We start from the raw sequence: 26,254 nt of genomic DNA, 5'->3' as shown, positions 1-26,254 counted from the left end.
AGTATTATAATAGTGTTTATCCTTCAATATTTCCATATTTGAGTTCTTTCACAAACGCAAATACGTTTGCCATCCATTCTTGATCCGGATAGTCTTTCCGGATAGCATCGATCAGAGCACTGCCAACAATAAAACCGTCGGTTTCCCTGGCTATCATCTTTGCATCATCATGGCTTTTGATACCAAAACCAACCAGCTTTGGATTTATTTTAACATTTTCCTTCACCCGTTCGATAAATTTTTCTACCGATTTAGCCACCTCCTCACCGCTTCTTGCACCTGTTACACCGGTTACGGATACACAGTATACGAATCCACTGCTCTGTGCATCCACCCTCTTCATTCTCTCATCTGTGGAGTTGGGTGCTACGAGGTAAATGATGTCAAGCCCATTGTCTTTGGCTTCTTTCGAAATAATGGATGACTCTTCAAGGGGTGCATCCGGTATGATGAGACCGTCAACACCCGCTTCAGCAGCTTCCCTGCAGAAGTCTTGCACTCCGAATCGTATCACCGGGTTTATGTAGCCCATCAAAATAATCGGTATATCCGACTCTTTTCTCACCGCACGAACCATGTCAAAAATCCTCTTCATGGTTATGCCGTTTTTGATTGCCACGTTACTGGCATACTGAATAGTGGGGCCGTCGGCCAGCGGATCACTGAAAGGCATTCCGAGTTCAATGAGATCTGCACCGTTCTTTTCGAATCCCAGAATCAGGTCTACAGTCGATTCCAGATCCGGGTATCCGGCCGTGATGAAAAGAGACATGATTTTCTCCTCACCCGTTCGGTTGTCGAATACGTTTTGTATACGGGATGATTTCGTGGTCATTTCCATCTGTTGATACCTGTATTTTAGTGGTTTAATACATTCTCCTGAAGAATGATTTCGCAAATAAGCGGAATTGATGTTTAAAACGGATTCACCTTAACCCTCTGCCGGACCCTGTTGATTTCGGAACCACTCTGATATGGTTTTCATGTCTTTATCACCCCTGCCAGAACAGTTCACAACCACGATTTCATCCCTTTGGGTAAGCGGCATCAGCGTGTCAAGGTATGCAAACGCATGTGCGGTCTCAATTGCGGGAATTATTCCTTCAGTCTCCGATACAAGCTTCACCGCATTCATGGCCTGTTGATCCGTTACACCATAGTAATGAACTCTTTTTGTGTCGTGCAAAAAAGAGTGTTCCGGACCTATACCGGGATAATCCAGTCCTGCACTGATGGAGTGCGCAAGCTGAATCTGTCCCTCTGTATCGTGGAGCAGATAGCTCATGGAACCGTGCAGCACACCCGGTGTTCCCTTTGTAAGAGTGGCTGCCGTCTGATCTGTATCTGCACCGAGACCTGCCGCCTCAACGCCAATCATTTTCACGTTTTCATCCTCAATAAACGGGTAGAAAAAACCTATGGCATTACTCCCACCACCCACGCAGGCAATAAGATAGTCAGGATCTCTTGCTTCCATTTTTTGCAACTGGCTTTTCGTCTCCTCACCAATTACCCTGTGAAAGTTGCGGGTCATCATTGGATAAGGATGAGGGCCTACAACCGATCCGATTATGTAAAACGTGTTTTCAACGTTGGTTACCCAATCGCGTATAGCCTCGTTGGTTGCATCCTTCAGGGTTTTGGAGCCGCTCTCTACAGACCGTACCTCAGCACCCAGAAGACGCATACGGTCCACATTCAGTTTCTGGCGCTCCATATCTTCCGCTCCCATATAGATCACACAATCGAACCCGAACTTGGCACAAGCCGTGGCTGTTGCAACCCCGTGCTGACCTGCACCGGTTTCAGCAATAATTCTGTTTTTGCCCATTTTCATCGCCAGTAAAAGCTGCCCGATGGCATTGTTTATCTTATGTGCTCCCGTATGGCATAGATCCTCTCTCTTCAGATAGATCTTTGCACGTCCATAGTGATCGGTTAGCCGATTTGCATAGGTGAGCTTGGTGGGCCTGCCAACATATTCCTGAAGCAGATCGTGATACTCCTTTTGAAATACCGGATCGTTCTGGGTTTCATTGTACGCTTCCTCAAGCTCTTCGAGAGCCGGGATAAGTATCTCGGGCACAAATTTTCCGCCATACTTTCCGAAATATCCTTTCTTATCTGGTGCTGTGTATTTCATGGTTTAGTCTTGAGTCTTGAGTCCGGAGTCATGAGTATTGGGGTGATCTCTTACATCTCAATACTCATGACTCAAATCTGTTTTAAAGTTCCTGTTCTTCCCAAATACCTCTCATCTCCTCGAAAAAAGCTTCAATCTTGTCAAAATCCTTAAGTCCGGGCGATTCCTCCAGGCCGCTTGAGAGGTCAACAGCAAACGGCTTTACGGTTTTAATGGCTTCACTGATATTATGCGTGTTTAGTCCGCCTGAAAGAAAAAAGGGTTTTTCATCCGTAATCCCTTTGAGAATTTGCCAGTTAAACGCTTTTCCCGTTCCGCCCCAAAGTCTGTCTGTTTTTGAATCAAAAAGATAGTAGTCTGCGATGTCAGCATAGGCCTCTATCTCCTCTTTCAAATCGGCTTCCGATTTATCCGGTGTAATGTGGAAAGCTTTGATAACCGGTTTTTCAACAAGTTCGCAATATTCAGGCGATTCGTTTCCGTGGAGCTGAACAAGATCTACTCCGGTTTGTCTTGCAATGCTGTTCACGTCGTCAAGGGGCTGATTTACAAAAACACCTACTTTATCCGGGCCTTCAATCCAGTTGATGATGGCTCCTGCTTTCGCCGGTTCAATATAACGCGGGCTATCAGGATAGAATATGAATCCGAGAAAATCGGCCAGCGCACCGGAAGAGAATCGTGCATCTTCAAGTGTGGTAAGCCCGCATATTTTAACTTTTGTTCTGTTTTCAGGGTCTGCGAACATATGCTTTTACAACTTTTTTTAGTGCTTTTGGTGCGTGCCTGTGATCATTTTGAATTACTTATACGCGTCGGATTTCAGTTCCTCAAACTCTGCCAGTAACTTTTTCAAGGCTTCGCCAACATCGGGCTGTCGCATAAAATGCTCTCCTATCAGGGCAGAGTGAATTCCGTTATTGTAGAGCACGTTCAGGTCACCCGGTTTATGTATGCCGCTTTCCGATACCCTGACAACGTGATCAGGAGTTTTCTGCAACAAGCTTACGCCACGATGCAGATCAACATCGAACGTAGAAAGATCGCGGTTGTTTACACCTGCAATATCAATTTCATTCCAATTAACATCATTCATCTCATTCTCATGGTAAAACTCAACCAGTGCCTCCACCTGAAATTCTTTTGCAGCCGAAAGAAGTTCAGATAGCTGATTACCCCCGTAAATTGTTGCAATCAGCAGCACTGCATCCGCACCATAAGCCCTTGCCTCTTTAACCTGGTAAGGATCCACGATAAAATCCTTTCGAAGAAGCGGCAAAGGGGATATTTTTGAGATCATTTCCAGATAGGTTAAAGAACCTTTAAAAAATGGCTCGTCGGTAAGTACGGATATCGCGGAGGCACCGTTTTGAACGTATGCTTCAGCGACATGTAAAGGGTCAAAATCCCTTCGTATGATTCCTTTTGATGGAGACGCTTTTTTTACTTCGGCTATAACGGATACGCTGCCTTCCTTTCTCAGTGCGTCATTAAAAGATTTTCCGGGCTTTTCATATAACTCGAACGACTCAAAATCCCTGAGTGAGATCTTTCGTTTTCGTCTCCCAAGGTCCTCCCGGGTCTGATCTGTAATTTTCTGCAGAATGTTCATTTGTCAGCCAATCAATACGTCATTCTAAATATGCAAAAGTTGAAGCAGTCATTGTTTATTTACCAGGTTTTCAACTTTTTTGGATTCTTTCACAAAGAGGTTCAGTTTTTTTTCGGCTTCACCGGAATCAAGGCTTTTTTCAGCCCTGGCTTTTGCCTCTTCGAGGGTACCGGCAGCACCTGAAACGTGTACCGCAAAGGCCGCATTCATTTCAACAATATTTCGCTGTGCTTCTGTGGAACTGCCGTTCAGAATACTTCGAATAATTTCTGCGTTCACTTTCGCATCCCCGCCAAGTAACTCTTCCGGTTCCACCAGTTCATACCCAAGGGAGCGGGGATCAAACGTGGTTGCACCCCGTGAAAGGTGCGACTTCAGTTCAAAAATTTCACTTTGAGATGTCAGGCTTACCTCATCCAGGCCGTCATGCGAACTGAGGGTGAATGCACTTTCGGTTTGCAGATTTCCCAGAATTTGGATCATATGTGCGGCAGCATCTTTGCTGAATGCTCCTATTACCTGATTTCTGACATCCGCAGGATTCAGCAGCGGTCCCAACATGTTAAAAAAGGTGCGAAGCTTCAGCGCTTTCCGGGCCGGCATAACATATTTCAGTGCGGGGTGAAAGTTGGGGGCGAACATAAAAGCCATCCCCGTCTCGTTAAAAAGTGCTTCGGTTTGATCCTTCTGTAGATTCGCAGCGGCTCCCAGTTCCTCAAGCACGTCAAAGCTGCCGCTTTTACTTGATACAGACCGGTTTCCGTGTTTCAGCACAGGCACGCCGGTCCCGGCCACCACAAACATGGCGGCTGTGGATATATTGAACGTACCCGATTTGTCGCCGCCCGTACCACAGAGATCAACGGCTCCTCCTGTGTCAACATCCACATTCACGGCTTCCTCACGCATCTGTCTGACAAACCCTGTAAGCTCCGTAACCGTCTCTCCCTTGGCACGCATTCCCATTAAAAAAGCAGCTACCTCTTCACCCGATACACGGCCTTCAAGAATCTGCTTCATTGCATCCATAGCCTGTTCTTCAGTGAGGTTTTCACCCAGTGAGATGATTTCCAGATACTCTGTAAATGTATGTGACACGATAACGCTTCTTAAATTTGACTTTTCTTTCTTCACATCTGCTGTGACGATTCTAACCGACTGCAGCTTTTTCAAGGGATTTCTGCAACCAGTTTCTCACAATTTTTGGTCCCTCAACCGTCAGAATACTCTCCGGATGAAATTGTATCCCCTCTATGGGATAGATTTTATGGCGAACACCCATTATCACGCCGTCTTTCGTGGTCGATGTAATGGTAAGCTGATCTTCCGGCACGGAATCAGGGTCGAGCGCGAGCGAGTGATAGCGTGTTGCAGTGAACCCGTCTGGTACATCTTCGTAAATTGTCTGTCTGTCGTGGAACACTTCCGATGTTTTACCATGCATCAGGCTGGGCGCATGAACCACACGTGCTCCAAATACCTGTCCGATCGCCTGATGCCCAAGGCAGACGCCCAGAACCGGAATGTCAGGACCCAGTTCACGGATAACCTCTTCGGATACGCCTGCATCCTCGGGACGGCCCGGGCCGGGCGAAATCAGGATTTTATTGGGTTTTAACTCCCGGATCTCCTCAATGGTCAGATCATCGTTCCGGATTACACGGTACTCATCGGTTACACCGGCTACAATGTGTACCAGGTTATAGGTGAAAGAGTCATAATTGTCGATAATTAAAATCATAGTATCGAGTTGCAGCTAGTGTGTAATGAGTATTGGGTATTGAGTATTGATAATTGGGTGTTTCTGCAAGTGAATTCACTTTTCAGGTTCATACTGAACTGAATTCGAATCATTGCTTGGTTCGCTTATAGAAATCCAAAAAATGCTGTTTAAATTCATTAAAAAGATCGAATCTGATTTTTGACCGGGATTTTCCAACAGTACTGAAAAACTGCTTTAGTATCAGACAATGAATAAATGTCTTGATTCCTGATACCTGATATTTGATACATGCTACCAGTTTCTACATTTCAAAGCTTCTGAATAGTCCGGTTGTTTCACGAATGGGCTCCATTACCGACTCTGCACGTTCACGGGCTTTTATTCCCCCTTCACGCAGTACGTCGATTACGTAATCCATATTTTCTGTGAGTTTTTTTCGTCTATCCCTGGCTTCTGCAAAGTAACCTTCAATAAGGCCAAGTAATTCCTTCTTTGCGTGACCATAACCGTATCCGCCGGCCCTGTACCTACCGGCTATCTCTTCGCGGGTATCGTCATCGGCAAAGAGCCTGATCAGTGCAAAGACATTGCACGTGTCCGGATCTTTTGGATCCTCCAGTGCCGTGGAGTCGGTCTGAATAGACATTACCTTCTTTTTCAGCACCTTGCCTTCATCAAAAATGTTAATGGTATTGTTGTAGGATTTGCTCATTTTCCGTCCATCGATACCGGGCACCGTAGCAACGCTTTTAACAATATACTCTTCGGGGATAATCAGCAGTTCCCGATCATAGGCACGGTTTAGTTTACCGGCCAGGTCTCGCGCAATCTCTATATTCTGCTTTTGATCTTCACCGACCGGAACCAGGTGTGAATGGTAAATAAGAATGTCTGCAGCCTGAAGAACCGGGTATGTGAAGAGGCCGATATTCGGATTCAGCCCGTTGGCTACTTTATCCTTATAGGCCACTCCCTTTTCCATCAATGATACCGGTGTGTGGCAACCGAGTATCCATGCCAGTTCCGTAGTCTGAGGCACATCAGACTGTGCAAAAAAGGTGCATTTTTCCGGATCCAGGCCAAGCGCAAGATAATCGAGGACAACATCAAGTGTGTACTCTTTTAGCCGTTTACCGTCCGAAACAGATGTAAGTGAGTGGTAATTTGCGAGAAAGTAGAACGCATCACCCTCCTCCTGCATGCGTATGTGCTGACGCATGGCTCCAAAATAATTACCGATGTGCAGCTTGCCTGATGGCTGAATGCCTGAAAGGATGGTTTTTTCTTTGGTCATGTTATTTAGTCGTGAGTCGTGAGTCGTGAGTCTATAGAATGGAAATTAATTTCTAAAGACTCACGACCATTATCTGTTATTTAGTTATTTCAAGTGCTACGCTCAGTGCTTCAACAAGGGCTCCGGCCTTGTTTTTTGTCTCCTCGAACTCCTTTGCGGGATCGCTGTCGGCCACTATTCCCGCTCCGGCCTGAATGTAGACCGAATCTTCGGTCACAACCATCGTCCGAATGGCAATGCATGTATCCATGTTGCCTGAAAAATCGAAGTAACCCACCGCACCCGCATACGGGCCGCGCTTTGTCGGTTCCAGCTCATCAATAATCTCCATTGCACGGATCTTGGGGGCTCCGCTCACCGTTCCCGCCGGGAAGCACTTCATGAGTGCATCCACGGAGGATTTTCCGGGCGAAATTTCTCCCACTACATCCGACACAATGTGCATTACATGCGAAAACCTCTCGATTGCCTGATTTCGCTCAAGATGTACCGTGCCCGATTTACAGACTCGCGACAGATCATTTCTGCCAAGATCAACAAGCATAACATGCTCGGCTATTTCTTTGGGATCATTCTTCAGGTCGAGCTCCAGCTCCAGATCTTTCTCATGCGTATCACCCCTGGGACGCGTCCCCGCGATCGGCAGCAAACGCACCTCATTTTCCGTAACACGCACCAATACCTCCGGTGAGGAGCCTACAAGTGCAAAATCATCAAAATCCAGGAAAAAAAGATATGGTGAAGGATTTACCATCCGAAGCGCCCTGTAAAGTGTAAAGCGGTCTCCTTCGAAGGGAACATGAAATCTTTGAGAGAGCACAACCTGAAAAATATCACCCTCATATATATACTCTTTCGACCGGTTCACCATCTCATGGAATCGGGGTTCTTCTACATTGCTGCTGAGCTGGCCGGCATCAAGCTGAAAACGTCCCTGCGTCCTTACTGAACGGATAGCTGCTTTTTCCATTTCATCAAGTGATTCCTCTGCTTTGCTGAACGCAGATTCCAGGTCCGTATTTTCATCTATAAACACGGTATTCATCAGAACGATCTGCTGTTTCACGTGATCGAAAGCATATACCTGATCATAAAAACACCAGATGGCTTCGGGCAGGCTCAGATCGTCATCCGGTACTGAAGGCAGATGCTCTATCTGCCGTACCGTATCGTAGGCTGAAAAGCCCACGGCCCCGCCTGTAAGCCTGGGCAGATCGGGCAGTTTCGGTTCGGAGTGAACTGTGGTTAGCCTGTTAAGCGCGCTGAAGTAGTCCTCGTCAAGAGTTTCCGTTTTACGTCCGGATTTTTCCAGCGTTACCAATCCATTGGAGTAGATCAATGACTGGTACGGATTACATCCGATAAAGGAGTACCGTGCAAGCTGCTCTCCTCCTTCAACCGATTCAAGCAGGAAAGGCCGTACGGCTTCTTCACGAATAGATAAAAAAAGCGAGACAGGCGTTTGTACATCAGCCATCATACGCCGCGAGACGGGAATGGCTGTATAGCTTTGTGCAAGCTCTTTAAATTGTTCAAAATTCATATATGCTGAAAATAAAAAAACCCACTCCAGGAAACTGCAGTGGGTTTTAAAAAATCCTTTATTAACGTAATTAGATCACAGGTATGCCACTGCCATTTATGTCAGGCCGGGCCACCACCAAATTCTGTTTACGTTGTTTTTTCTCATGGGTTCAAAGCTATGCTATCCACATTCTAAATGCAACCCGGTAGTGAGGAAATGATTAAAAAAAGGCCCGTCTTTTTGAGGATATCCAAAAATGTAAGTACAATGGTGCAGTTCAGCTTCGACATATCAATATCACCGGCCTCTTAAGGTGAATTTTCGTGAATCAAATCCGAAATGTCATGATCTATACTTTCAAATATACCCTCCCTTTTGTACTCGTCTCTTTAATTCTCTTTGGTGGATGTACAGGATCCAATCCCGATACGGAAACAGATGCCGATTCCATCCCGGCTGCAATTGAATCGAACTGGCAACAATTTGTTGACGCCTGGGAAAGCGAAGATGCAGCTGCCTGTGCAGCTCTTTTTAAGGAAAATGCCCTTCACGTGCCCAACGGTTTACCGGTGAACGAAGGGCGTGAATCCATTGCAGCGTTTTACTCTATGCTGTTTGATTCAAACCAGTCAAGCCGGTATTCTCATCAAACTGAATCGATTTCATTCTCCGACAATCTTGCAGTTGAATATGCAACCTTTTCTGTTAACTGGATTGACAATGAAGGTGAGGAGTGGACATACCTCTCAAGAGCGTTGATTCAATGGAAAAAAGATGAATCGGGCAACTGGCTGATAGAAAATTTCTTTTATAACCAGCCGGAATCCTGAGCTGATACGGGTGCGTGAAATTGACTCAAATGACTCAATGATGATGTCATTTTTACTGCGCAACATCTCTCCACGCCTGAAGGCGATACTCCCATACCCTTCGTAATCCGACGGAGGGTACGCTTCAACAAACTACACTGTTGAACGGGCGCTTACTTGCTATCCAGTTCACTCAGAGATAGTCCGTCGACGACTTCATCGAAGTCTGAGAGATCCTTGGGAAGGATTACCTGATTCTCACCTTTGCCCAGTCCGCTCAGAACGTCCAGATACTTCTCCTGAAGCTGTAATTTCATGGCTTGTTTTCCATGCGGATTGCTTAATGCTTCTCCGATTTGCTCAATGGAGGTTGCTGTAGCTTCTGCAATGGCAAGAATCTCCTGGGCCTCACCTTCAGCCTCATTAATTCTACGCTGCATTTCAGCCTCTGAAATATTGACAATCTCCTCCTTACGTCCTTGCGCATCATTAACCTTTGAATCGCGCTGTCCTTCAGAACGTGCAATAACGGCACGTTTTTCACGCTCTGCGGTCATTTGCCGCTCCATTGCTTTTTGCACCGTCCGGGGAGTCTCAATATTCTTGATCTCGTACCTGTGCACCTTGATACCCCATAAACGCTCTACTTCACCGAGAACCTTGACAACCTCCATGCTCATTTTTGCACGCTCCTCAAATGTTTCATCCAGGTCCATCTGCCCGATAACGGATCTTGTTGTGGTTTGTGCAAGCTGAACGGAGGCATATCGGTAGTTTGTAACCCCATAGCTGGCATTTACTGAATCCATGACGCTCAGATAGATTACTCCGTCAACCTCAACCTTTACATTATCCTTTGTAAAACACTCCTGGGGCTCTACCTCAATGGTTTCTTCCCGCAAATCCTGCTTGTAAACCACCTTATCGATAAATGGAATCAGTGCATGAAATCCGGGGCCCAGGGTTTTATGATAATTACCCAGCCTTTCAACAATATGCTCATACTGGTTGGGCACCATCCGGATTGCCTGCAGAAATTTATATGTCAGATAAATCACAAAAATACCCAACAGTACCTGACTAACAAGATTTAGAATATCCATACTTAGTTCTCCCCTTTAATTTCTGCCCTGTTTTTAGTGTGATCGCTGACAACTGCTGCACCCTCAAAAAATGTTTTCAGGTTTGCGGTTTCAACCGGCAAAACGGATATGTTACTGCTTTTTATAATTTCCCCGAACTGGTCGATGTATTGATCCACCAGTTTTGTTTTAACCGCCAGAGCTCCTCCCGGTTTGGCTATTGCTTCAGCCACACGGTTGATACCGGTAGCAGTAGCTGTTGCCACCAGCTCAATTTCCTTGGCCCGTCCCTTTGCTTCATTGATTCGTTTCTGCCGCTCGGCTTCGGATATCAGTACCTGGCTCGTTCTTTCTCCCTGGGATTCGTTGATGCGCGATTCCCTGAAACCTTCAGAATTAGTAATGTCAGCCCGTTTTTGGCGCTCGGCTTCCATCTGTTTTTCCATTGTGTCCACAATTTCATTGGACGGACGGATGTTTTTGATCTCATACCGCATCACTTTTACCCCCCATGGTCCGGCGGCTTTATCAATTTCGCGAACTATGTTTTCATTCATAGCCTCTCGCTCAGAAAATGTGTCATCCAGCGTAATTTTACCGATTTCACTTCTCATGGTTGTTTGAGCAAGATTAATTGAAGCTGCTTTGTAGTTCGAAATCCCGTAACTCGCTTTGTAAGAGTCCATGACCTTGAGGTAGGCAATACCATCTACTACCACTTCAATATTATCTTTTGTGATACAGGTTTGCCCCGGTACGTCAATTACCTGTTCACGCATCTCCTGTCGATAGGCCGCCCGGTCAACAAACGGAATCATAAAATGGAATCCCGGTTTCAGGGTTTTCTTGTACTTACCCAGGCGTTCCTGGATCACCTCTTCGCGCATCTCGACAATGATAAAAAGCCTTGTCAGGATCACATATAAAAAGGCTATGAATGATAAGGTTACAAACCACATGTGTTAGTTCCTCTCCGGGTTTTGAAGTTTTTGAGATGAAAGTTCTGAACCTCCAATAGATTCAACAATCCATGTTGTATTTTCGCGATGACGAATAACAACCTCTTTACCGGCCGGAATGCGTCCCTCCATCGAACGTGCCTGCCAGGTAACGCCATCAAACCGTATCCTGCCGCTGTTATTACGATCATTCAGTTCGTCTGTTACAATCGCAATCTGGTCCATCGCCTCATAATCCTCGTCAGCCAGTTTGAACGATGATTCCGGCTTCAGATACTTACGTATAAAGGGCCGGATGGCTATCGTGAGAGACATGGACGTTAGCAGCCAGGCTGTGATTGCCCATACCGGATCTGACAACAGGCCAAGGAACCGAAGCAGGCCAACAGCCAGTCCGCTGAGCCCCAGAAAAAAGGCAACGCCTCCGGGAACGACCAGCTCAAGAATCATAAGTAGAATTCCACCGGCCAGAAAAAGCCAGGTCAGAAATTCCCCGTCTACATCCATAATATCTTGTCCAGGGTTTTGTTTCTTGAATAGATAGGGAATTCATTATTAAAAATCCCGCCATTCATAAAATAATTTACAAATTGTTGAAGAATGGCTGCAATCTACCGACAATCACACCCTGCTCCTATCTATTGATTCTCGTTTTTACCCAGTAAAACCAATGCCTCAATTAAAATCCAGATGGCAAAGCCGAGTATGACAGATCCAAATGAGAAAAGCAGAATATTGCTCCCGGAGGTGCCGGAAAGGCCGGACCATTCAAACACTACCTGTTCGCTCATGGCCCAGAGCGTCATGAACAGCAAAAATATGAGGGGAACGAGTGTATATATGATACTTCTGCCGTTGCGCTTCAGCCAGATGGTTACAATCATCAGGCTGATAGCGGCCAGCAGCTGGTTTGATGTTCCAAACAGCGGCCAGAGCAGGTATCCGCCCGAGCCTACTCCTCTTGGACCTTCCGGAATCAGCACCAGAGCCGCACTCGCACCTACCGCAATCAGTGTTGAACCGTGCAGGTGCCTGAGTGGTTTGAGGTCATACTCCTCCCCCAGTTCATTTAAAATATATCTCATCAGTCTTACGGAGGTATCGAGCGTGGTTGCAGCAAAACTGATCACAATCACGGCTATGAGCGTCTGCGCTGCCTCAAGCGGAATCCAGAGAACGGTTGCAAGCTGTGCGGCACCCTGAACAAATATGTTCAATCCGGAAGCACCTGCACCTGAAAATGAATGGTAGGTATCCAGAAACTCACCGGTTGTATTGAAATAGGTAACAACGGCAATGATGGTGATTAGTGCCAGACTTCCCTCCCCGACGGCGCCCAGATAACCGATAAAACGCGCGTCGGTCTCTTTATCCAGCTGCTTCGCCGTAGTTCCGGAAGATACAAGCCCGTGAAAACCTGAAATAGCACCGCATGCGATGGTGATAAAAAGCAGAGGAAACCAGCCCGGATCATCCGCTGTTGTATTGATGTCGGGTGCGGTAATCTCCGGAGAAGAAAAGAACAGTCCAAGGTAGAGAATCAGAAGACCAATAAGCAGCTGCTGGGAATTGATAAAATCGCGCGGCTGCAGAAGCTTCCAGACTGGAAGCGTGGATGCGATATAAACATATACCATGAGAATCAGGATCCATGCAATAAAGGCAAGCTCAACTCCGCTGAACCCGAAGAGGCCTATGCTCTGCTCTCCGCCGAAATATCTGACCAGGTCGATCTGCAAGGCCGGCACATAACTCGCTATAATTGCCGCGAAATACATCACAAAGAGAACAAATACGGACGGAAGCAGCATACTGCCTGACTTTTTATAGGCCCTGTAGCCTATCCAGACCGCAAGAGGGATCTGAATAAAAATGGAAATGACGCTTGCCGGAAAGGATATAAACAGATTGGATATAACCCATGCAAAAACGGCATTGACCATCAATACCAGAACAAGAATGATAAACAGGAAAAGGATTTTTGCTCTTTTTCCGATCAGTTTGTCCGCAAGCGTACCAATCGACTGCCCTTTATTCCTGACAGAAAGCACCAGCACCCCAAAATCGTGAACACCCGCAGCAAAGATGGTTCCAAGCACAACCCAAAGCATGGCCGGCAGCCAGCCCCAGTAAACGGCTATTGCGGGACCTACGATGGGTGCGGCTCCTGCTATGGAAGTGAAGTGATGGCCCCAGAGCACATACTTATTGGCAGGTACGTAGTCCACACCGTCATTAAAACGATGCGCAGGCGTCATATAACCCGGGTCCAGCCTGAATATCTTTTCAGCCAGAAATTTTGAATAAAACCTGTAGCCAACAAAAAAGAGTATCAGAGATAGTGCTGCAACCAGGCTTCCTGACATAAATAACTGTAGTGCTGTTTCCGTTTCAGGTAAGAACAAAAAGATATAGCAAAATTAGCAGCTGTATGCAACTGCCCGCTTTAACAGGGCAGGAACGGATGTACTAACCTGATAAGTTGCTTTCGTATTTCATACCTTAACTTCCTTCATCAGAATTCTGAACAGATACATGGATTATACCAAACTCCCAAAAATTGAATTGCACCTGCACCTCGACTGCTCGCTCAGTTACAACGTGGTGAAAACACTGGTACCGGGCACTACGCGTCAGAAATATAATTCAGAGTATAAAATTGAAGGAAACTGTGCTGACCTTACCGAATATATCAATAGCGCGGAAAGCGCGATCAGGCTGATGCAGACGTCAGAAAATCTAAAACTGGTGGTTGAGGACCTTTTCCTTCAGCTTGAAAAGGATCGTGTACTATACGCTGAAATTCGTTTTGCCCCCCTGCTGCACTTGCGGGAGGGACTTACTGCAGTACAAGTAGTTCAGGCCGTGGCGGATGCCACCGAAGAGTGTGTACAGAGTACAGGCATTGAAGCCGGCATCATTCTTTGTACGCTCAGGCATTTCTCAGAAGAGCAGAGTGTTAAAACCGTCGAACTGGTGCATCAATTTATTGATGAAACCCGGGTTTGCGGATTTGACATGGCGGGAGATGAAGCGGGTTATCCGATTGATAGCCATGTTAAAGCATTTGAGCTGGCTCATGATTATCAGATTCCCTGCACATCACATGCCGGCGAAGCCTGTGGAACAGGCAGCGTAACGGAAACGCTTAACCGGCTGAAGCCGCACAGAATCGGGCATGGAGTAAGAAGCCTTGAAGAGAAAACCCTTGTAAAAAGGCTTGTTGACAAAGACATTCACCTCGAGGTGTGTCCCACCAGCAATATCAAGACAAATGTGTTTTCCGATATCCGCAACCACAACATTGATAAAATATACCATCATGGGATATCGATGAGTATCAACACGGATGGCCGTACATTATCGGATGTAACCCTGGCAGAAGAGTACCAAAAGCTTGAAATGCATTTCAATTGGCAAATTGAGCATTTTAAAAGGTGTAACCTGGAAGCAATACGACACGCTTTTGCACCCGATGAAGTAAAGAAATCAATCAGAAATCGGTTGATTCAAGCCTATGACGGCTGAGAGACGGCAATTTAAGGGGCTTCCTTGCTGATTCGTTTATGAACCTCACCCAGCTGCATCAGGGCTGCGCTACCGTACCAGGGATGAAGTTCCAGCTCCAGGCTTCCCGCCTGTATTGCCGGATCTGTTTCAGACAGTTTTCTTGCTTCATCAACTGTTTCAACAGCAAAAATGTATATACCCCTGATCTCTGAATCATCCAGAAACGGTCCCGCAACAATCAAACTCCCATCTTCAGCAAGCCTGGCGATATTATCGAGGTGTGCACGCTGCAGTTCCGCAGCTTCTTCAGGGTCCTGCGATCGGTTTGGACCTGCTTTCAGGAATGCCATTACGTAACGTCTCATACCATAGTCATCAGCTCCCAACCTGGCGGCAAGGCTGCTGTCGTATGCAACAGCATTGGAATCGGAAGAGGTTATCCGGTGCTCATTGGTGGTTCGCTGTTCATCGGTACACATTGTAAAGAAGAGTACCAGGAAGGAAACCATCGCGATTTGGAAAAAAACACTCTTCATCGGGTTGTTTATTGAGTTGAGGTTGAATGTCGGAAACCGGACTATTGAAAATGCCGGATTCAGGGAAGGCTGGAACTAGTCACTTAATGTATTCAGGAAAGGTATATCGATCTCAAACTCATAAACGGCAATTGTGTCACCTGTTACGGCTTCCATTCGCGTTTCCATAACATCAGAACAGGGCCACTCGACATAATCCGTAATAAAATCCTCGTCAGGCTCCAGTCGCTTGTTATCCGAAAGTTGCCCGCAACTGTAGAAGATATCGACATAAAGCGCCTGGGATAAAGCAGTGGTTGTAACCCTGGCAACTGAATAATCTCTGGGTTGTCTCAACTCCCAGTTAACGGAGTGTAAAAAACGATTTTCTGTAAGGATATCCTCTTCACTGAGGTAAATGATAACCGGGTTATTGAGTACAAGAGAAGATTCTGACAGACCAATGCCACCTGCTTTCCGCAGTGATGCATCCTGGTTGTTGTTCTGACTGCAACCCGTTAAAAAAACAGATACGGTAATCAGAACGAGACAGGCACGTATGTAGCCCCGTGTAGTCATTTTGCAAATGTTGTGTAATAGCCAATAGTCTCTTTGTGCGAATATGTTATTAATAATCTGCCGGTTAATTGATTAGATTTATCTAATACAATCGCTATACTACCATTTCACAGGCAATACCATGGGTTTAGAAGTTTATTTGATGTTTTCTTCATACCATTGCCTTGCTTTAAGTTATGAAGATTATGCGTTTTCTATAAATCGGGTCAGACTGATCCGGGCCGGATCAATTTGCTCAGAATCAAATGGATTTTACCAGTTGAAAACGGAAACATGCATTTTTTCACATATATCCATAAACCATGAATTATTAATGGTATAATAAATTTCATACGCAATGGTGGATATTATAGGAATCCGGCTATAATTCGTTTTATACGTGCGTACTACGTTACGACCCATAAGAACAAATTAAAGACCCCGCCTGCCTATTCGTGCATCATTCCTGAAACTGTGTACTCTCTATTTGCAAATGGCAATGAATAATCTGAGATCAAAATTAACAGAGATCCCGCTACCGGAAACTTTTGGATCATAGAGTTTTAACCTTTGACCGGATTGGCTCTTTTTCAGAAACAATCTGCGTTTTTCAGGGTTAATTTGCATGTTTGTCGCCAAATCAACTCTTTTTATTCAAATACTTTTTTACTCATTATGAATAATTCAGACTAAAGACAGACGACCGATCCATTTTTACCGTTCATCCAAATGGACAGCCCAACTTTAACCTGCCAACCGATATGAAAAAAATATTCTATTTGTTTATCTCCCTCCTGTTTTTTGCGGCGTGCGGAACCGAATCCATGACGGATTCCGATAACACCAACGACCCTCCTGACAACGGTGATGATTCTGAAGAGGCCATTGTGCCTGCTTTTCCAAATCTGAGTTTCGACCGGCCCCTGCGCATTCTCCACCCGGGTGATCAAACCAACCGCCTTTTTGTTGTTGAGCAGCGGGGCGTGATATCCGTTTTTGAAAATGATCCGGATACCGAACAGCGATCAACCTTTTTGAATCTGGAAAGCCGTGTGAATGACTCCGGAAATGAACAGGGCCTGCTGGGCCTGGCATTCCATCCGGATTTTGAATCCAACGGCTATTTTTATGTCAATTACACCGCATCAGGGCCCGATCGGACCGTAATATCCAGGTTTTCTGTTTCCTCCGGCGATCCAAATCAGGCAAATCCGGATTCAGAATTGATACTCCTTACATACGAACAACCCTTTAGCAATCATAATGGCGGACATCTGGAGTTCGGACCTGACGGGTATCTTTATATCTCATCCGGTGACGGCGGATCCGGCGGCGACCCGGAAAACAATGGACAGGACCGGTCGACACTGCTGGGTGCCTTGCTGAGAATTGATGTGGATAATCCGCAAAACGGGAATGAATACGGGATTCCATCCGATAATCCCTTCATAAATAATGATCAGGGTTACAGGGAAGAAATTTATGCGTGGGGTTTACGCAATCCTTGGCGGTTCAGCTTTGATGCTGATACCGGTGAATTGTGGGCTGCTGACGTGGGCCAGAACAGCCGCGAGTCGATATACATCATTGAAAACGGAAAAAACTACGGCTGGAATATTCTGGAAGGCTCGGCGTGCTATCCCTCCGGAGACTCGTGCGACAAAACCGGTTTGGAACTGCCCCTTTTTGAATACAGCCACACCTCAGGTGATCGATCCGTTACCGGAGGATATGTTTATCGCGGTGACAAGTGGCCAGGCCTGGAAGGGTTGTATATTTACGGTGATTTTGTATCCGGTCGAATCTGGGCTCTGGATGCCTCAGATCCCGCCAACCCTGTGAATACAGAACTCATTGACACGAGCCTCAACATATCATCATTCGGAACCGATCAGAACAATGAGCTCTATCTGTGTGCTTTCAATGGGCAAATCTATCGGCCGGGCAGCGCCATTCTGGAAGCTTTGGACTGATCCGTTTTTTAAAACCCGAACCAACAATTCAGTTATGATACAGGGGTACAAGGTTCAGTAGGTCAGGGCTATAGTGTAGCAGTTCCAGGCGGAAATCAAAAGGCAAAAATGAAAAGTGAAAAGTGAAAACACTCTTCATGAAGGCTGCAAAGTTGTGCTTTCCTCAGAGATCACTATTCCCTAATCTTCAATCACACATCAGAAAAAACCGGATCTATTAGGAAAGTTGAGTGGTTTTTCGCACTAGCCCACCTCGGACCCTCCTATTTCATACAGCCGGATGTCTGGTTTGTTTTCAGTAAGAATTCCGGTCTGCAGCGTCCCGAGTCTAGGTTCTTCTGACAAGTTGACGAGCTCTGTTTAAAGCGTATACATGCCATTACCCGTATCTGTACACTGAGGGCTGATATTCCTGATGTAATCCCGCTTAATAACCTCCATTGATCTTATCAGATGAATCCCATTCATAGTAGATTCAGTGAAACATCCATTCGATTCGATTTCATTAACATCATGATTTAATTTCTTATATCTTTTTCCAGATTCTCTCGTACACTTAAGAGATGTAGTTGGAACCCAAATATTTTTAACATTATGCGGAGATACATTCTCTTCCCGGCATTGGTCATGTTATTTTCAGTTTTGCTGTATCGATCTGCGGAAGCCAACGATTACAGCATTCCGGAAATTCGTATAGAAACCGTTTTGCTTGAAGACGGTACCGTACGAATCACAGAGCATCTCACGTATGTATTTGAGGGGTCATTCAGCTGGGCAGATCACCGCTTTTCAAGAAGTGGCTTTGACTCCATTACAAATATCAGGGTTTCTGAAGGGCCTGAGTCATACAGAAATGACAATTCTGAGCAGCCAGGTACCTTTAGCGTTTCGGAGTCTGACAGCAGAATAATAATCAAGTGGCATTATGCAGCCGAGGACACATCCAGAACATTTTCGATATCGTATGACCTGAAAGGGGCCCTGATTGTCGGGGAAGAGTGGGTTGAATTTTTCTGGAATTATCTTGCGTCCGGGCGCAACAGGTCAACCGAAAACTTCACACTCGAGGTCTCCCTTCCCTCGCCCGTTTCACCCGATTCCATGTATGTATGGGACAGGCTGGAACCGGACCATATGACCACAAAGTCGCCTGACGGGCTCATAACCATCAACACAAATAGAATTTCCAGAAATCAGTCTGCCCGTTTCCGGTTCCTTTTTCCGCGTGTACTGTTTGATGACGGTAATGTGAGATTGAATGAACCGGAACTGACTCTTGCAAATGTAATCAGAGAGGAACAGGAACGCGAATCCAGGTTAAGGGAACGTGCGGAATATCAGGAGTGGATAAATTCCGTAGCACGGCCCGTAACGGCATTGATTATCGTATTCAGTATCCTCTTTTTTGTTCTGCTGTATAACCGATACGGAAAAAGGTTTAAAACCAATTTCATCAGTGAACGAGAAACCGTGATGCTTCCGGATCAAACACCCCCGGCCCTTGTCGGAAAGCTCCTGAGCAACAGTATTACCACTCAGGGCCATATATTGGCTACCATTTTTGATCTGTCAAGGAGAGGGTATTTTAAAATCAGAGAAAAAGAAAGTGAGAAAAAAGGCATTTTTTCAACATCAGATTCCGAATTCCTCATTGAACGGACAGATAAAGAACAGGATCCCGAAAAAAGCCGCGATCTCGCCGAATGGGAAATGATGGTCTATCGCTTTGTGGATGACCGAATCCGGTTCGGTTCTGTAACCATCAAAAAGCTGTTTAGTGAAAGCCCGACTAAAGTTAACAAGTGGTTCAGTGACTGGAAAAAAGAGATTCGTAAAGTGTATGACGGCCATAACTGGATTGACCAGGAAAGTACAAAAGGTGTTTTGTTGAATATTTTTCTCCAGGCTATTCTGGTGGCGGCCTCTGTCTATCTGTTATTTTATGAGGCAGATATAGCACTTGCCGCACTTATTGTTTCCGGAGTGATGCTGCCCATGTCATTCTTAATCAAACGCAGAACGGAAGAGGGCCAGGCAATGTATAAACGCTGGATAGCCTATAAAAAAGGACTCCAAAATGCAGATAAACGCACGATCCGAATGGATATGCTCGACCGGCATTTTATCTATGCCACAGCATTCGGGCTCAGCCCGAAACAGATCGAAAATCTGCTACAGTCTGCAGATGATTCGTTGATATCGATGTATCTCCCCTGGATAATTCTCTATTCAGGTTCAACTTCATCCCCGGCAAGCATATCGCAATCAATTTCTTCATTGGCGGCCACCGGCGGGTCCAGCTATACCGGGTCGGTTGGAGGAACGGGTGCATCCATGGGTTCAGCCGGCGGCGGCGCCTCGAGCGGTGCGGGATGACGGACGGAGTTCAGTTTGTTTGTGCCAACAGTAATTGAGGCAAAAGGCAAAAGTGAGAAATGAAAAGTGATTCGAAAAGAAACATCGGGGGAGAAAATCGACGCTCAATCGAATCTGCTTTTTGGGTTTCACTTCGTGAGAATCATCTTCGGCCCGGAGCTCTGTTCTCCATGTTGCGGATGAACATTTGATCGGTAGCCCAAAGGGCGCCAAAGGCCCGACCTTCGGGCTGGATCGTTGAAAAATCGCAAAATAAATTCCGGAGGTTGCAGGCAATTCACGGATCCGTGTCAGCCCCTGCACGTTGCTGCCAAATACCCCTCGACCTGCATCTGGGCGTTGATTAACATCCCGCCTCGGGGTTCAATTCGCGGCCTTCATGCAACGTCGCGCTTCGCACCGGGCTAATGATATTTAACGCCTCTGGCGTTACGAGAAGCTGCAGGCATCTAGCTACAGGCCACAGGGATTAAGCGGTCAAAACCATCTACCATCAAATTATACTTCTAAGAGTGCATATCGCATATCATCAATCAGCATTAAAATACGCTGTTTAGCTGTTGAATACTCAACTGGCCGGTCGTTCGGTTGGTTAGTTGATCGGTTGCACGGTTGATCGATTGCTATGTTCCGGAGGAACATATGATCGGTAGCCCAAAGGGCGCCAAAGGCCCGACCTCCGGGCTGGATCGTTGAAAAATTGCAAAATGAATTCCGGAGGTTGCAGACAATTCCGGGATCCGAGCCAGCCTCTGCACGTTGCTGCCAATTGCCCCTCGAGCTGCATCTGGGCGTTGATTAACATCCCGCCTCGGGGTTCAAATTGCGGCCTTCATACAACCCGACGCTTCGCACCGGGCTAATGATATTTAACGCCTCTGGCGTTACGGGAAGCTGCAGGGATTAAGCGGTCCAAACCATGTGCCATCAAATTATATTTCTAAGGGTGCATATCACATTTCATCAATCAGCATTAAAATGCGCTGTTTAGCTGTTGATTACTCATCTGGCCGGTCGTTCGGTTGGTTAGTTGATCGGTTGTTCGAATGATCGATTATTCTGTTTCACATTGTGAGAATCCCCTACGGCCCGGAGCTCGGTTGGATGTTCGTCTGTTAATCTGTTTTCCCGTTCACCCGTTTCTTATCCCCAGCTTCTCCTCCATCTCTTCCAGGGATACATTTTTTGTTTCCGGCATCACTTTCCATACAAACAGCAGCTGCAGAAACATCATAAAGGCAAAAAAGGCAAATATGGGTCCGCCGCCAAACAGGCTTTCGATATAGACAAAATTACCCGCAATCAAAGCTGCAAAGACCCAGTGCGTGCTGCTGCCAAGCGAATTTCCGAATGAACGCACCGCATTGGGGAAGATTTCGGAGATGAACACCCAAATCACGGCGCCCTGCCCTATGGCGTGCGATGCGATAAAGAGAAAGATCAGCGATGGCACCAGCAGCCCTGTAAATGTCTCTGTAAAAAAGGCCCAGGAAATCGCCGACAGCGATATAATATATCCAAAAGACCCGATATACATCAGAAAACGCCTGCCAAACCTGTCAATCAGCAAAAGCCCTAGCATGGTAAAAACCAGGTTGACTACCCCAACTCCAACGCTGGAGAGCAGGGCCGCGTCCGCACCCATGCCGGTCAGGTCAAAGATCCTGGGGGCAAAGTAAATGATCGCATTGATGCCGGACACCTGGTTGAAAAAAGCAAAGAGAAATGCCAGGATAATGGGAAAACTGTATCGCTTTGTAAAAAACTCGCTGATTTTTGCGGCCCTCCCCGGATGGGTATCACTTTCGCGAATGGAACGCACCGACTCTTCCACCGTGTCGGGATTGATGATGGCAAGGGTTTTTCGTGCTTCTTCCACCCTGTTTTTGGCAACGATGAGCCAGCGCGGACTCTCGGGAAGCGTAAATACCATCACCAGGAACAGCGTGGCGGGTATCACTTCCACTCCCAGCATCCAGCGCCAGGATTCTACATCTCCGGAGCCAATCAGATAATTGGAGAAATAGGCGATCAGAATGCCGAGCACGATATTGAACTGAAACATCGCAGTGAGCTTGCCTCTCTGCTCAGCGGGGGCAATTTCCGATATGTACATCGGTGCAACCACGGAGGAAGCCCCGATGCTGAGCCCGCCGATAAACCGGAAAAACATCAGCGAATAGATTTCGGGAGCCAGTGCTGAACCCGCTGCGGAAACAAGAAAGAGTGCTGCAATACCTATCAGAGACAATTTCCTGCCGAATTTCTGGGCAGGCACTCCGCCGAATATCGCCCCGATAATTGTACCATAAAGCGCCATGGCTACCATCTGACCGGTCATGATATCGCTCAGTTGCCACATGAGCTGTATATTCTGTTCACCACCTGAGATAACGGCCGTATCGAAGCCGAACAGGAATCCGCCCAAAGCGGAGGTAATTGCCCAAAAGAATATTCGATGATTTTTCATAGATCAGGGTTCAAGGATGACTATGGTTGATTGTCCCATATCGACTTTATTTCATGAAACTCAATATTGGTAAACTTAGCTTCTCCCCCATCGGCAAAAAACCGGATGCCTGTACTTTCAGGCTCCGGAAAGATACGCTTGGTTATTACAGACTCTCCGTCATTTATAAATATCTCCACGGAGGACCAATCCACAAAAATACGCAGCCTCACCTTTCCATCAATCAGGCGAGCCGGTGCCCTGCTCGTGCGCACAAAACTTTCATGAAAGGTTACGTCGCCTGAAATACTTCGATCAGCATATACGGTTTCGGTTGATGAATCATACCCTATGATTGTCTCTTCACCGTTTCCACTTCGTACCTTTATTCCTGCCAGCGTGGAATTGCCCGGGTCAATCTCCATCAAAAGTTCATAGGATTTCCCTGAAATTTCAGCATCCTCAATGTTACTGTTCAGCGAAACGCGACCAATTCTGCTGGTGCCTGAACGAAGCTGTTCCAGTTCTGCGACAGGCTGCTGGATAATCCATACTTTTCCATTCTTCTCATTCAGCTCCACGGTTCTGGGCAGCGACATGGCGCTTCTCCAGGGCGAGGTAGGTATCTCGTTCGCATAATCCCAGTTGTTCATCCAACCAATCATAATTCTTCGACCGTCATCTTCCGGCACATTGTTCCAGCTGATCGCCGCATAGTAGTCGGTACCGTAATCGGCCCAAATTACATCTTCTTCCGAAAACTCAGGATCAGCCGTAAAACGGGTTCCGTCCCAGTCACCCACAAAAAACTGCGATCCCGACCCGCCTGCAATGGCGCCCGGATTCATATCAACATGAAGCACCCATTTTATGCGATCCGGATCTCCGTCAACCGCCAGCGGAAACAGATCCGGGCATTCCCAGATGCCCCCGGTTGCACCCGCCGGACCAAAGTCGCTCAGGTACTCCCAGTCAATCAGATTATCGGATGCATAAAACTGAACCTTATGCTGCAATGGAAGCGCAACGACCATCAGCCAGCGTTCATTAACTGCATCCCATTTCACATTCGGATCCCTGAAATTGGGGTCCTCAAATGTCAATACCGGATTTCCTTCATATTTTGTAAAGGTGATCCCTCCATCGGTGCTGTAGGCAAGCGACTGTGCCTGGTAGGGTTCCTCCCCTCCGTAGGCACTGGTGTAGACCGCTACAATCGGCGCACCGTTTCCATCACCAAAACCCGAGCTGTTTGTGTGATCGACCACCGCACTTCCCGAAAATATTCCTTCCTCCTCATCCTGCCCGTATGGTATGGCAACGGGACGATGCTCCCAGTGTATCAGATCGGTACTGGTTGCGTGATTCCAGCTCATATAGCCCCACCGGGTGCCGAAAGGGTTATATTGATGATAAAGGTGCCATGTACCCTGATGGTAAACAAGCCCGTTCGGGTCGTTCATCCAGTTGATTTTAGGGGAGTAGTGATACTGTGGCCTGTACTTCTCCTCAAAAGTGACATCTGCAGTGAGGTGTTGATTGATTAGTTCTGCATCATAACCGACCTCAGAGTCATCCATTTGGCTGCATGAAGGGAGTACGCAAATCAAAAGCAGAAGGAACATTGAAAAGGCGGCAGAACAAATGTTTTTTTTATTATTGCTTTGTAAGATATAAAGCAGCCTGGAATGGTGTTTATTTAACATGTCGAATTAAAGAATTATCGGAAATGGTTATTGAATAAGCCTGAATAGCCGAATGTAAACGGTTCACAAGCAGCCGATTCATCCGGCATATGATAACCGTGATATAGGCATGAAAAGATGATTCATGCAGGTACGTTAATCCACGATTACGGATATTACAGAGATCTTTCATATGTCAGTACAAAGCTCTGCCGCAGCTTCATTTAAAGTAGATAAAATCCGTAACTTTTTTAAAGGCAACCCGGTGAATGGCTTAGGGGAATTCAGAATCATGCCATCCCCCACTTTCAACGGGGTGTTATTCTGAAATGACCTGTGACCTCTCAGCATGTATGTGATGTCCCGTTGGGATCGCCGCCTCTTTATATAGGCCGATTCCGGGCACCCTTCCCTTAATCAGATCCGGAATTGTAAGATTCAGGCCGCCGTTAAAAGAACCTTCCGTCAGCTCTCTGATTTCAGGAAATCTGCTATCTGTTCTGCTGCTGTCACTCCTTTGAAGCAGCCGTTCAGCGCCATTGCGTTGATCTTGGGCATGAGCAACCCCGGATAGTAAGCAAAGGAGTATGGACAGAAAAAGAACAAGGACCAAAGAGAAGTGAAAAAAACCGGGACCCAGATGTCCCGGTGTTGATTGAAATGAAAAGAACCGTTTTGACTGAAAGCAGACATAGTTTTGTAGATTCATTAGCCTTTCAGATCTGAAGTAAAAGTAATCTGCTTCTAATTACTTTTCTTCAGAATGTAGAAATATAAAACTAACCGCCTACTCCTGCCCTTTTTAAATACTTACATCACATCCTCAATGGGCGTATAATCCATATCAAATGCGGAGGCCACATCCTCGTACACAATCCTGCCGTCGGCAATATTGAGTCCCATTTTCAGCTCCGGATCGTCTGCAAGCGCCTCTTTCCACCCTTTGTTGGCAATCTGGACCGCATACGGCAGGGTGACGTTGGTAAGACCCAGCGTTGACGTGTAGGGAACCGCTCCGGGCATGTTGGCCACACAGTAGTGTACCACCTCATCAATGACGTAAATGGGGTCGGCGTGTGTGGTTGGTTTCGATGTTTCAAAGCAGCCTCCCTGGTCGATGGCTACGTCAACCATCACGGTACCCGGACGCATCTCTCTCAACATATCGCGTCGAATGAGACTTGGGGCCTTGGCACCCGGAATCAGAACCGCACCAATAATCAAATCGGTAGTTGGCAGAAGATTCCGTATTGCCCCCTCGGTTGAGTAAAGCGTTCGAACGTTTTTAGGCATCACGTCATCCAGATAACGCAATTTTGGAATATTGATATCCAGAATGGTGGTGTTGGCACCCATTCCGGCCGCGATCTTGGCTGCGTTGACACCCACGATGCCACCGCCCAGAACCAGCACATTGGCCGGCGGTACTCCGGGAATACCACCCATCAGTACACCGCGCCCGCCTGTTGCCTTCTCCAGGTACTTAGCCCCTTCCTGGGCCGCCATACGACCCGCAACTTCACTCATTGGCACCAATAGTGGCAGTGAACCGTCCTTCTTCTCAACCGTTTCATAGGCAATGGCAATGCATTTGGACTTAACCACGGCTTCTGTAAGCACCCGGCTGGCCGCAAAGTGAAAATAGGTAAAGATGATCTGTCCCTCTCTCATGCGCGGATACTCCTCTGCAATAGGCTCTTTCACCTTCATAATCATATCCGCCTTTTGCCAGATCTCCTCAACATCCTCAACAATGGTTGCCCCGCGCTCAACATACATCTCATCCGTGAAACCGCTTCCAGCACCGGCGCCTTTTTCAACCAATACCTCATGACCGTTTCGGTTTAGCTGAAGCACGCCCCCGGGCTGCAGTGAAATACGGTTTTCATGTGTTTTTATCTCTTTTGGAACTCCAATAATCATCTTTCAAATCCTTTTTATTCGTATAAAAATGCGGCAGAAAGGTAGCAAACTTTCGAATAAGATTTGATCTGGATTCGAAAAAAAGACGGGTTATAAATTAATTATAGACATTACATCC

22 protein-coding genes are annotated in these 26,254 nt (G+C 46.5%); 4 read left to right on the top strand and 18 right to left on the bottom strand.

Features of this window, described 5'->3' with window-relative positions:
- Positions 1-16 precede the first annotated feature (16 nt).
- From trpA to trpE, 8 genes are all read right to left on the bottom strand, one after another.
- Positions 17-835 carry a tryptophan synthase subunit alpha gene (gene trpA, locus DDZ15_RS04420; RefSeq protein WP_109645771.1) on the bottom strand — a complete coding sequence of 273 codons (819 nt, stop codon included), beginning with the start codon at positions 833-835 and terminating at the stop codon, positions 17-19.
- Between the two features lie 96 nt (positions 836-931).
- Positions 932-2,143, bottom strand: coding sequence for a tryptophan synthase subunit beta (gene trpB / locus DDZ15_RS04415; RefSeq protein ID WP_109645284.1), 1,212 nt, complete (start codon positions 2,141-2,143; stop codon positions 932-934).
- Positions 2,144-2,225: 82 nt separating this feature from the next.
- Complete coding sequence (locus DDZ15_RS04410) at positions 2,226-2,891, bottom strand: phosphoribosylanthranilate isomerase (RefSeq protein ID WP_109645282.1); 666 nt, start codon at positions 2,889-2,891, stop codon at positions 2,226-2,228.
- A gap of 54 nt (positions 2,892-2,945) precedes the next feature.
- A complete protein-coding gene (gene trpC, locus DDZ15_RS04405) occupies positions 2,946-3,755 on the bottom strand; it encodes an indole-3-glycerol phosphate synthase TrpC (RefSeq protein WP_109645280.1) in 810 nt (269 codons plus the stop codon).
- A 48-nt stretch (positions 3,756-3,803) separates the two neighbouring features.
- Positions 3,804-4,853, bottom strand: coding sequence for an anthranilate phosphoribosyltransferase (gene trpD, locus DDZ15_RS04400; RefSeq protein WP_109645769.1), 1,050 nt, complete (start codon positions 4,851-4,853; stop codon positions 3,804-3,806).
- Between the two features lie 52 nt (positions 4,854-4,905).
- A complete protein-coding gene (locus DDZ15_RS04395) occupies positions 4,906-5,496 on the bottom strand; it encodes an anthranilate synthase component II (RefSeq protein ID WP_109645278.1) in 591 nt (196 codons plus the stop codon).
- Between the two features lie 283 nt (positions 5,497-5,779).
- Positions 5,780-6,772: a tryptophan--tRNA ligase gene (trpS, locus tag DDZ15_RS04390; RefSeq protein ID WP_109645275.1), complete on the bottom strand. Its 993-nt coding sequence runs from the start codon at positions 6,770-6,772 to the stop codon at positions 5,780-5,782.
- A gap of 76 nt (positions 6,773-6,848) precedes the next feature.
- Positions 6,849-8,315: an anthranilate synthase component I gene (gene trpE / locus DDZ15_RS04385; RefSeq protein WP_109645274.1), complete on the bottom strand. Its 1,467-nt coding sequence runs from the start codon at positions 8,313-8,315 to the stop codon at positions 6,849-6,851.
- 326 nt (positions 8,316-8,641) lie between these two features.
- On the opposite strand from trpE, the gene DDZ15_RS04380 reads away from it, so the two are divergent.
- Positions 8,642-9,127 carry a YybH family protein gene (locus tag DDZ15_RS04380; RefSeq protein WP_109645272.1) on the top strand — a complete coding sequence of 162 codons (486 nt, stop codon included), beginning with the start codon at positions 8,642-8,644 and terminating at the stop codon, positions 9,125-9,127.
- A gap of 152 nt (positions 9,128-9,279) precedes the next feature.
- On the opposite strand, the gene DDZ15_RS04375 is transcribed toward DDZ15_RS04380, so the two are convergent.
- From DDZ15_RS04375 to DDZ15_RS04360, 4 genes are all read right to left on the bottom strand, one after another.
- Positions 9,280-10,209 (bottom strand): SPFH domain-containing protein, encoded by a 930-nt coding sequence (locus tag DDZ15_RS04375; protein WP_109645270.1) that lies wholly within the window; start codon positions 10,207-10,209, stop codon positions 9,280-9,282.
- A 2-nt stretch (positions 10,210-10,211) separates the two neighbouring features.
- Positions 10,212-11,147: an SPFH domain-containing protein gene (locus DDZ15_RS04370; RefSeq protein ID WP_109645268.1), complete on the bottom strand. Its 936-nt coding sequence runs from the start codon at positions 11,145-11,147 to the stop codon at positions 10,212-10,214.
- 3 nt (positions 11,148-11,150) lie between these two features.
- The gene (locus DDZ15_RS04365; protein ID WP_109645266.1) at positions 11,151-11,654 is read right to left on the bottom strand and encodes an NfeD family protein; all 504 of its coding nucleotides are present in this window, start codon (positions 11,652-11,654) and stop codon (positions 11,151-11,153) included.
- Positions 11,655-11,785: 131 nt separating this feature from the next.
- The gene (locus tag DDZ15_RS04360) at positions 11,786-13,513 is read right to left on the bottom strand and encodes a carbon starvation CstA family protein (RefSeq protein ID WP_109645264.1); all 1,728 of its coding nucleotides are present in this window, start codon (positions 13,511-13,513) and stop codon (positions 11,786-11,788) included.
- A gap of 169 nt (positions 13,514-13,682) precedes the next feature.
- Here DDZ15_RS04360 and add point away from each other — a divergent pair, with 169 nt between their 5' ends.
- The gene (add, locus tag DDZ15_RS04355; protein ID WP_109645262.1) at positions 13,683-14,675 is read left to right on the top strand and encodes an adenosine deaminase; all 993 of its coding nucleotides are present in this window, start codon (positions 13,683-13,685) and stop codon (positions 14,673-14,675) included.
- 11 nt (positions 14,676-14,686) lie between these two features.
- Here the strand turns inward: add and DDZ15_RS04350 are convergent, their stop codons facing one another.
- Positions 14,687-15,193, bottom strand: coding sequence for a YciI family protein (locus DDZ15_RS04350; RefSeq protein WP_199222876.1), 507 nt, complete (start codon positions 15,191-15,193; stop codon positions 14,687-14,689).
- Between the two features lie 75 nt (positions 15,194-15,268).
- Positions 15,269-15,751 (bottom strand): hypothetical protein, encoded by a 483-nt coding sequence (locus DDZ15_RS04345; protein WP_109645258.1) that lies wholly within the window; start codon positions 15,749-15,751, stop codon positions 15,269-15,271.
- Positions 15,752-16,491: 740 nt separating this feature from the next.
- On the opposite strand from DDZ15_RS04345, the gene DDZ15_RS04340 reads away from it, so the two are divergent.
- Both DDZ15_RS04340 and DDZ15_RS04335 read left to right on the top strand, forming a co-directional pair.
- Positions 16,492-17,703: a PQQ-dependent sugar dehydrogenase gene (locus DDZ15_RS04340; RefSeq protein ID WP_109645256.1), complete on the top strand. Its 1,212-nt coding sequence runs from the start codon at positions 16,492-16,494 to the stop codon at positions 17,701-17,703.
- Between the two features lie 594 nt (positions 17,704-18,297).
- Positions 18,298-20,079 (top strand): DUF2207 domain-containing protein, encoded by a 1,782-nt coding sequence (locus DDZ15_RS04335; protein WP_109645254.1) that lies wholly within the window; start codon positions 18,298-18,300, stop codon positions 20,077-20,079.
- 1,132 nt (positions 20,080-21,211) lie between these two features.
- Here DDZ15_RS04335 and DDZ15_RS04330 read toward each other — a convergent pair.
- From DDZ15_RS04330 to ald, 4 genes are all read right to left on the bottom strand, one after another.
- Positions 21,212-22,549 (bottom strand): sugar porter family MFS transporter, encoded by a 1,338-nt coding sequence (locus tag DDZ15_RS04330; protein ID WP_109645252.1) that lies wholly within the window; start codon positions 22,547-22,549, stop codon positions 21,212-21,214.
- 20 nt (positions 22,550-22,569) lie between these two features.
- Positions 22,570-24,108 (bottom strand): glycoside hydrolase family 32 protein, encoded by a 1,539-nt coding sequence (locus tag DDZ15_RS04325; protein WP_158278618.1) that lies wholly within the window; start codon positions 24,106-24,108, stop codon positions 22,570-22,572.
- A gap of 570 nt (positions 24,109-24,678) precedes the next feature.
- Entirely contained in the window at positions 24,679-24,906 is a 228-nt protein-coding gene (locus DDZ15_RS16595) for a hypothetical protein (RefSeq protein ID WP_146198510.1), read from the bottom strand.
- A gap of 117 nt (positions 24,907-25,023) precedes the next feature.
- On the bottom strand, positions 25,024-26,136 hold the full coding sequence (gene ald / locus DDZ15_RS04315; protein WP_109645246.1) for an alanine dehydrogenase: 1,113 nt from the start codon (positions 26,134-26,136) through the stop codon (positions 25,024-25,026).
- Positions 26,137-26,254 lie beyond the last annotated feature (118 nt).

Origin of the sequence: Rhodohalobacter mucosus (assembly GCF_003150675.1) — a bacterium.
In the GTDB taxonomy this organism is placed as follows: Bacteria; Bacteroidota; Rhodothermia; order Balneolales; family Balneolaceae; genus Rhodohalobacter; species Rhodohalobacter mucosus.
Note: the sequence above shows the minus strand (reverse complement) of the source record. Positions and strands in the feature narration are given on the sequence as shown.